Origin of the sequence: Kribbella turkmenica (assembly GCF_004348725.1) — a bacterium.
Taxonomy (GTDB): domain Bacteria; phylum Actinomycetota; class Actinomycetes; order Propionibacteriales; family Kribbellaceae; genus Kribbella; species Kribbella turkmenica.
This window is the reverse complement of the sequence record NZ_SMKR01000260.1, coordinates 1-6882: the sequence shown is the minus strand read 5'-3', so window position 1 is coordinate 6882 and position 6882 is coordinate 1. Positions and strand designations below refer to the sequence as shown.

General features: G+C 68.3%; 8 protein-coding genes. 5 read left to right on the top strand and 3 right to left on the bottom strand.

All coding sequences use genetic code 11. The features are described from left to right. The first annotated feature begins 175 nt into the window (after window positions 1–175). Complete coding sequence (locus E1218_RS34290) at window positions 176–664, top strand: NUDIX hydrolase (RefSeq protein WP_132327204.1); 489 nt, start codon at window positions 176–178, stop codon at window positions 662–664. Between the two features lie 35 nt (window positions 665–699). Here E1218_RS34290 and E1218_RS34285 read toward each other — a convergent pair whose 3' ends face one another. Beyond that, window positions 700–1188: a GNAT family N-acetyltransferase gene (locus E1218_RS34285; RefSeq protein WP_132327203.1), complete on the bottom strand. Its 489-nt coding sequence runs from the start codon at window positions 1186–1188 to the stop codon at window positions 700–702. A 114-nt stretch (window positions 1189–1302) separates the two neighbouring features. Here E1218_RS34285 and E1218_RS34280 point away from each other — a divergent pair, with 114 nt between their 5' ends. Beyond that, on the top strand, window positions 1303–2151 hold the full coding sequence (locus E1218_RS34280) for a metalloregulator ArsR/SmtB family transcription factor (protein WP_132327202.1): 849 nt from the start codon (window positions 1303–1305) through the stop codon (window positions 2149–2151). Then, a complete protein-coding gene (locus E1218_RS34275; protein ID WP_132327201.1) occupies window positions 2148–2750 on the top strand; it encodes a dihydrofolate reductase family protein in 603 nt (200 codons plus the stop codon). The genes E1218_RS34280 and E1218_RS34275 overlap by 4 nt, the downstream gene beginning before the upstream one ends. Before the next feature lies 1 nt (window position 2751). On the opposite strand, the gene E1218_RS34270 is transcribed toward E1218_RS34275, so the two are convergent. Continuing rightward, window positions 2752–3213, bottom strand: a complete 462-nt coding sequence (locus tag E1218_RS34270; protein WP_132327200.1) for a VOC family protein — start codon at window positions 3211–3213, stop codon at window positions 2752–2754. A gap of 92 nt (window positions 3214–3305) precedes the next feature. Between E1218_RS34270 and E1218_RS34265 the strand changes: the two genes are divergently transcribed. Further along, a complete protein-coding gene (locus tag E1218_RS34265) occupies window positions 3306–4265 on the top strand; it encodes a helix-turn-helix transcriptional regulator (RefSeq protein WP_132327199.1) in 960 nt (319 codons plus the stop codon). Window positions 4266–4274: 9 nt separating this feature from the next. Then, the gene (locus tag E1218_RS34260) at window positions 4275–4979 is read left to right on the top strand and encodes a class I SAM-dependent methyltransferase (RefSeq protein ID WP_165949545.1); all 705 of its coding nucleotides are present in this window, start codon (window positions 4275–4277) and stop codon (window positions 4977–4979) included. A 34-nt stretch (window positions 4980–5013) separates the two neighbouring features. Here E1218_RS34260 and E1218_RS34255 read toward each other — a convergent pair. After that, the coding region (locus tag E1218_RS34255) for an ATP-binding cassette domain-containing protein (RefSeq protein ID WP_132327197.1) at window positions 5014–6882 on the bottom strand (1869 nt) is incomplete at its 5' end.

Here is a 6882-nt window from a genome sequence, read left to right as displayed (position 1 = left end):
AACGGATATCCCCCGGCAATGTCGGTTATTCGCCCTCAGACAGTAGGAGAACCGGCATGCCGAGGGGTTATCCGTTCATATGTCAGTTGCAGTGGTACGCCGGCGGCACGACACGAGAGTCCGCGTCGCCCATGCTCCATCGTGACGTGTCGGGACCTGCTTCTAGAGTGCCGGCATGGTCGCCCGGACTCCGATCTCAGTCGCTGCACTTGTGCGCGATGGCCTCGTGCTTCTGGTACATCGTCACCCATCGCGTCGGTGGTATCCCGACTGCTGGGACCTCGTCGGCGGACATGTCGAGTCGGGCGAGTTGCCACACCAGGCAGTCAGCCGGGAATGTCTCGAAGAACTCGGTGTCCGCGTCCACGACCCTGCACCCTTCCCGCTGACGATCAGCGACCCGAACCTCGAGATGCACGCGTTCCTCGTCACACGCTGGGACGGCGAACCTGTCAACGCCGCCCCCGCGGAACACGACGATCTTCGCTGGTTCCGGCCCAGCGATCTCGCGGACCTGAAGCTGGCCCACCCGGCCAGCCTGTCGAGCATCCTGAGCGCCGTCCAGCTCGCAACCGCCTCACCGGTACGAATCACACACGCGTCACAGACGCCGAGTACGTCGCCACGCCGCCGCTCGCCGGGTACTCCGCGGTCAATGCGTTGAGCCGCCGGCAGCCCAACCAGCGGAACTATCTGGTGCTAACTCAATTGCTTACGCAGCAGAGTGATCCGCGTTTCGTAGCGGACCGTGGACCCATCCTCGGACTCCTCGTCCCACGCGCCGAGCTCGCTGCCACTCACCACATAGCCCAGCCGCTCGTACAACGCGCGCGGCCGCGCGCTGTTGTCGTCCACGCCCAACTCGACCCAGCGCAGCCCGCGGCCGCGCGCTCGCTGCTCCAAAGCCTCGATCAGGACCGAACCGATCCCACATGAGCGCATCTGTGCCTGGACCGACAGCTGCCAGATAGTCGCCGCCCCGGGTGGTTTCGTGTAGTCGATCCCGCCGACCGCGACCGGCAGACCGGAAGGTGGGCAGACGGCCAGATAGTCGACCTCCCCGCGGCGGGCTCGGTGGATCGCTTCAGCCAAGGACGCGAGAGCTGTCGCTCCCCCGTACCAGCCGCAGAGGGGCAGGTCGGCTTCGGTCAGATCGCGAACGCTCAGCGGTACGACAACCTCGGCCATATCGGCACCCTGGCAGGTTGCCGACTGCGAGTGCCAGCGATTTGGCGCGGAACGCTCGCCCACCAGCCGACAGATTCCTTGACACGAATATTCTCCATGGTGAATAGTCAAGCCATGGACGGAGTACTGAGTGCGCTGGCTGATCCAGCCCGGTGGCGGCTTGTCGGGCTGCTGGCGGAGCGGCCGCGGTCGGTGGGCGTGCTGGCGCAGTTGGCCAACGCCCGGCAACCGCAGACGACGAAACATCTGCAGACCTTGGAGCGAGCCGGCCTCGTGGTGTCCCAGCGAACGGGGCAGCGGCGAATCTACGCCTTGCAGGCCACTCCCCTGCGCGATCTCGCGGCTGCGCTGACGCAGCTCGCCGACACGGTGGACGAGGCCGGCGGGTCGCGTGCAACGTTCGACCGGCACGGGTTGAGCCTCGACGCGGAGCGGTCGGCTGCGGAGAAGGCGGGGTGGGCCGACGGCCGCGTGTTCAGGTTCCACCGGTCGCTCAGCGCGGCCCCGGAGGCGGTCTGGTCTCATCTGGTCGAGCCGGAGCTGCTGGCCAACTGGTGGACGCCGACCGATCTCCGCGTCTCCGAGCTCGTCTTCGAGGCGCGGCCCGGCGGGCGGATCGTGCTCGAGTACCGCGATGCCGAGGACACCGACAACTCCGACCAGGTCGCCGGACGGGGGGAAGGGGCCGTGGACGACGTACGCACAGCCGAGCGCCTGTCCTACCACCTCTCCCCCGCGCTGCCCGACGGCAGCGTCGCCTTCACTTCGCAGGTGGAGATCGACCTCCGCCCGACCGGCGCCGGCACGGACCTCGACGTCGTGTACCGGATCACCGACAGCACTGTCGACTCCGCGGACTTCATCGCAGGGATCGAGCTCGGCTTCGGCCAGGCTCTGGACAACCTGGCGGCCGTCGTCGCCGCCCAATCCCAACCGACATCAGACGTGAGGAGCACGCAATGACGCAGCAGACCAACGGCCGCCGGGTCGTCGTCGCGATGAACTGCTCGATCGACGGCCACTACTCCAAGCCGGAAGCCAACGACATGGGCTGGGTCCTCCCGTACGCCGTCACCGACGTCGCCCGGGACCACATGACCAGCCTCTTCACGCCTGCCACGACGGCGCTGCTGGGCCGGGTGAACGCGGAAGGCTTCATGGGCTTCTGGCCGACCGTCATCGGGACGGAAGGAGCCGACTCGCGCGACGAGGCGTTCGCGAAGTGGCTGGTCGCCACCGACAAGGTGGTGCTGTCGTCCACGTTGACGGAGGCTCCGTGGGAGCGTACGACGGTGGTGAACAAGCCGACCGCCGACGTGGTCGACGAGCTCAAGGCCACCGAGGGCGGCGACATCGTGGTGTTCAGCAGCGCCAGCGTGATCAAGGCGCTGCTGGCGGCCGACAAGGTCGACCGCCTCGCGCTGATGATCTTCCCGATCTTCCTCGGCGCCGGGCCGCGGCTGTTCGAGGACGGCCTGCCCGAGGCCCGGTGGAGGCTGACCAGCCAGTCGAGCGGCGAGCAGGGTGCGCTCGCACTCGTCTACGACCGCGTCCGGGACTGACTCAGTCCAGGCAGAACTCGTTGCCTTCGGGGTCGTTCATGACGATGGTCCCGAGGCTCAGCGGCGGCGCCGGCTCGAACCGCTGGATGCGTTTCGCTCCCAGCGCGACCAGGCGGTCGCACTCGGCCTCGAGCGCAGCCATCCGGTCGGCTCCCTCGAGGCCGGGGGCGGCGCGGACGTCGAGGTGGACGCGGTTCTTGGCCACCTTGTCCTCCGGCACCTGCTGGAAGAAGATCCGCGGGCCGTCGCCGTCGGGGTCCTCGAGCGCCGACGCGGTGTTCCGCTGATCCTCCGGTACGCCGGCCCGCTCCAGGAACTCGTCCCACGCGGCCAGCGGGTCGGCGCCGGCGGGCAGCTCGACGCCTGGCGGCCCGGGGTGAACGTAACCCAGCACGTCGCGCCAGAACGTCGACAACGCCTTCGGATCGTGAGCGTCGAAGGTGACCTGGATGGTGCGGCTCATCGGAGTACTCCGTTTCGTGTGGTTTCGGCTGTTGTCACTGTCGCACGGCTAGCGGACAGGATCGGTCCGCTATCTCTGGCAGAGTGGGCGACATGGACGACGAGCGCGGCACGACGGAACGTGTTCTCACCCTGCTCGGGCTCCTGCAGCAGCGGCAGGTCTGGACCGGCACCGAACTCGCCGACCGGCTCGGTGTCACCCCGCGGACCGTACGGCGGGACGTCGAGCGACTGCGGACCCTCGGCTACCAGGTGCACGCGAGCCAGGGCGTCGGCGGCGGCTACCAACTCGGTCCCGGGCAGGACCTGCCGCCGCTGCTGCTCGACGACGAGGAAGCGATCGCCACCGCAGTCTCGTTGCTCGCCGGTGCGGGTGGCGCGGTCGCAGGAGCCGGCGACGCCGCGGTCCGCGCGTTGACCAAACTCGACCGGGTCCTGCCGACCCGCCTACAACGTGAGGTACGGGCGCTGTCCGGATCGGTCGAGACATTTGGCGGCGGCCGTACGTCGGTCGACCCCGAGGCCCTGATGACACTGGCGAGAGCGTGCCGCGACACGGTGGAGATCACCTTCGACTACCCGTCCGGGAACGAGGTGCGCCGTCGCCGGGTCGAGCCGTATCGTCTGGTCGCCTCCGACCGGCGCTGGTACCTGTTCGCTTACGACCTCGACCGTGACGACTGGCGCAGCTTCCGCGTCGATCGGGTGAGAGAGGTGTCCACGCGGACGTGGCATTTCCGTCCCCGCGAGGCGCCCGACGCGGCGACGTACGTGCAGGAGAGCGTGTCCAGCCGGGTGTATCCGGAGCAGGCACGCTTCCTCGTCCACGCGCCTGCCGACACGGTGCGCGCCCAGGTGCCGGCCTCGGCCGCCGTCGTACGACCGCACGGCGCGGACCGCTGCGAGATCCTCAGCGGCGCAAGCAATCTCGACTTCGTCCTCATGCACGTCGTCCTGCTCGGCCACTCCTTCGAAGTCCTCGACCCACCAGAACTGACCACCCGCTGCCACACCCTCGCCGCCCGCCTCCTGGCCGCAGCCGGGACAACCTAGGATCGCGTGGTGACTCCTCGAATCCACACTGTGGGACAGCTGTTCGGCTTGCTGGACGAGGTCGTCGACGGCAGCGAGCGTGGGGATCGGGCCGGTGAGGCGGCCGCGGGTTTCTGGGCGGAGTTGCTGACGCGGCCCGGGCATCCGTTGGCGACTCGACTGCCTGACGAGGCGTTGGTCGACTGGTACGAGCGTGGTCTGCTGGGCGACCTGGATGGTGCCCGGGTGCTCGACATCGGATGCGGCGGTGGACGCAACAGCAGGTGGTTCGCGGAGCAGGGTGCTGTTGTCGTGGGCATCGATCTCGCGGAAGGACTGCTGGAGCAGGTCCGGCCGTCCATGCCGGCGTCGGTCGCATTGAGCAAAGTGGACGTGGTGCGCGACGAGGTGCCGGCCGGGCCGTTCGACCTGGTGTACGATCCCGGCTGTTTCCACCACATCGCGCCGCACCGCCGGATCACCTACCTGGAGCGGGTCCTGCCGTCGGTGGGCCGCCGGTTCGCGATCGTCACGTTCGCGGCGGAGCGCATGGAGACTCCGGACGACCGCGAGATCGTCCGGAGCGGTGATACTCAGGGAGGGATGGCGTTCTCACTGGACGATCTCACCCGGATCTTCCGCGTGCTCGACCCGGTCGAGCTACGAGCCGTCCGCACCGACCGTGAAGGCACCTTCGGAGCCGATTTCCTGAACGCGGGCCTGTTCACCAGGTGACGCACGGGCCGGGATCCCTTCTCCCCCGGTGCTTCTAGGCGACGTACGACGCCAGGTGTTCGCCGGTGAGGGTCGACTTGGCGGCGACCAGGTCCGACGGGGTGCCTTCGAACACGACGCGGCCGCCGTCGTGGCCGGCGCCGGGACCGAGGTCGATGATCCAGTCGGCGTGCGCCATCACGGCCTGGTGGTGCTCGATCACGATCACCGACTTGCCGGACTCGACCAGGCGGTCGAGCAGGCCGAGCAGTTGCTCGACGTCGGCGAGGTGGAGCCCGGTGGTGGGCTCGTCGAGGATGTAGACATCACCCTTCTCGGCCATCTGGGTCGCCAGCTTCAGTCGCTGCCGCTCGCCACCGGACAGCGTGGTCAGCGGCTGCCCGAGCGTGAGGTACCCGAGCCCGACGTCGGCCATCCGGTCCAGGATCTTGTGCGCGGCCGGCGTTCGTGCCTCGCCGTCCTCGAAGAACTCCTCGGCCTCGCTCACCGACATCGCGAGTACTTCGGCGATGTTGCGGCCGCCGAACGTGTACTCGAGCACGGACGCCTGGAAGCGCCGGCCCTCACACTCCTCGCAGGTCGACTCGACCGTGGCCATCACGCCCAGGTCGGTGTAGATGATGCCGGCGCCGTTGCAGGTCGGGCAGGCGCCCTCGGAGTTCGAGCTGAACAACGCCGGCTTCACGCCGTTGGCCTTGGCGAACGCCTTGCGGATCGGGTCGAGGAGCCCGGTGTACGTCGCCGGGTTGCTCCGGCGCGAACCGCGGATCGCACCCTGGTCGATCACCACGACGCCCTCGCGGCCCGCGACCGAGCCGTGGATCAGGGAACTCTTCCCGGACCCGGCGACACCGGTGACGACGCAGAGCATCCCGAGCGGGATGTCGACGTCCACCTTGCGGAGGTTGTTCGTGGACGCGCCGCGGACCTCCAGCTTTCCGGTCGACTCGCGCACCGCTTCCTTCAGCTTCGCGCGGTCGTCGAGGTGGCGGCCGGTGGTGGTGTCACTCGTCCGCAGCCCGGCCAGGCCGCCCTCGTAGCAGACCGTGCCGCCCGCCGAGCCGGCGCCGGGGCCGAGGTCGACGACGTGGTCCGCGATCGCGATCGTCTCCGGCTTGTGCTCGACGACGAGCACGGTGTTGCCCTTGTCGCGCAGTTGCAGCAGCAGCTTGTTCATCCGCTCGATGTCGTGCGGGTGCAGGCCGATCGTCGGCTCGTCGAAGACGTAGGTGACGTCGGTCAGCGACGACCCGAGATGCCGGATCATCTTGGTGCGCTGCGCCTCACCGCCGGACAGCGTGCCGGCCGGGCGGTCGAGCGAGAGGTACCCGAGCCCGATCTCGGCGAACCAGTCGAGCAGGTGCTGCAAGCCGCCGAGCAGCGGCGCCACCGACGGCTCGTCGAGCTTGCGGATCCAGTCGGCCAGGTCGCTGATCTGCATCTCGCACAGGTCGGCGATGTTCTTGCCCTTGATCTTCGACGACAGCGCTTCCTGGCTGAGCCGGGTGCCGCCGCAGTCCGGGCAGGTGGTGAACGTGACCGCCCGCTCCACGAACGCGCGGATGTGCGGCTGCATCGCCTCGACGTCCTTGGACAGGAACGACTTCTGGATCGCCGGGATGATGCCGCTGTAGGTGACGTTGATGCCTTCGACCTTGATCTTCGTCGGCTCCCGGTGGAGCAGGTCGTGCAGTTCCTTCTTGGTGTACTTCTTGATCGGCTTGTCCGGGTTGAAGTAGCCGGAGCCGCGGAAGATCCGGCCGTACCAGCCGTCCATGCTGTAGCCGGGGATCGTCAGCGCGCCCTCGTTCAGCGATTTGTTCTCGTCGTACAGCGCGGTCAGGTCGAAGTCGTTGACCGAGCCCATGCCCTCGCACTTCGGGCACATGCCGCCGTGGTAGAC

Coding starts and splice junctions, on each gene's coding strand:
- E1218_RS34285 (WP_132327203.1), bottom strand. CDS start 1,188: ATGGCCGAGGTTGTCGTACCGCTGAGCGTTCGCGATCTGACCGAAGCC.
- E1218_RS34270 (WP_132327200.1), bottom strand. CDS start 3,213: ATGAGCCGCACCATCCAGGTCACCTTCGACGCTCACGATCCGAAGGCG.
- E1218_RS34290 (WP_132327204.1), top strand. CDS start 176: ATGGTCGCCCGGACTCCGATCTCAGTCGCTGCACTTGTGCGCGATGGC.
- E1218_RS34280 (WP_132327202.1), top strand. CDS start 1,303: ATGGACGGAGTACTGAGTGCGCTGGCTGATCCAGCCCGGTGGCGGCTT.
- E1218_RS34275 (WP_132327201.1), top strand. CDS start 2,148: ATGACGCAGCAGACCAACGGCCGCCGGGTCGTCGTCGCGATGAACTGC.
- E1218_RS34265 (WP_132327199.1), top strand. CDS start 3,306: ATGGACGACGAGCGCGGCACGACGGAACGTGTTCTCACCCTGCTCGGG.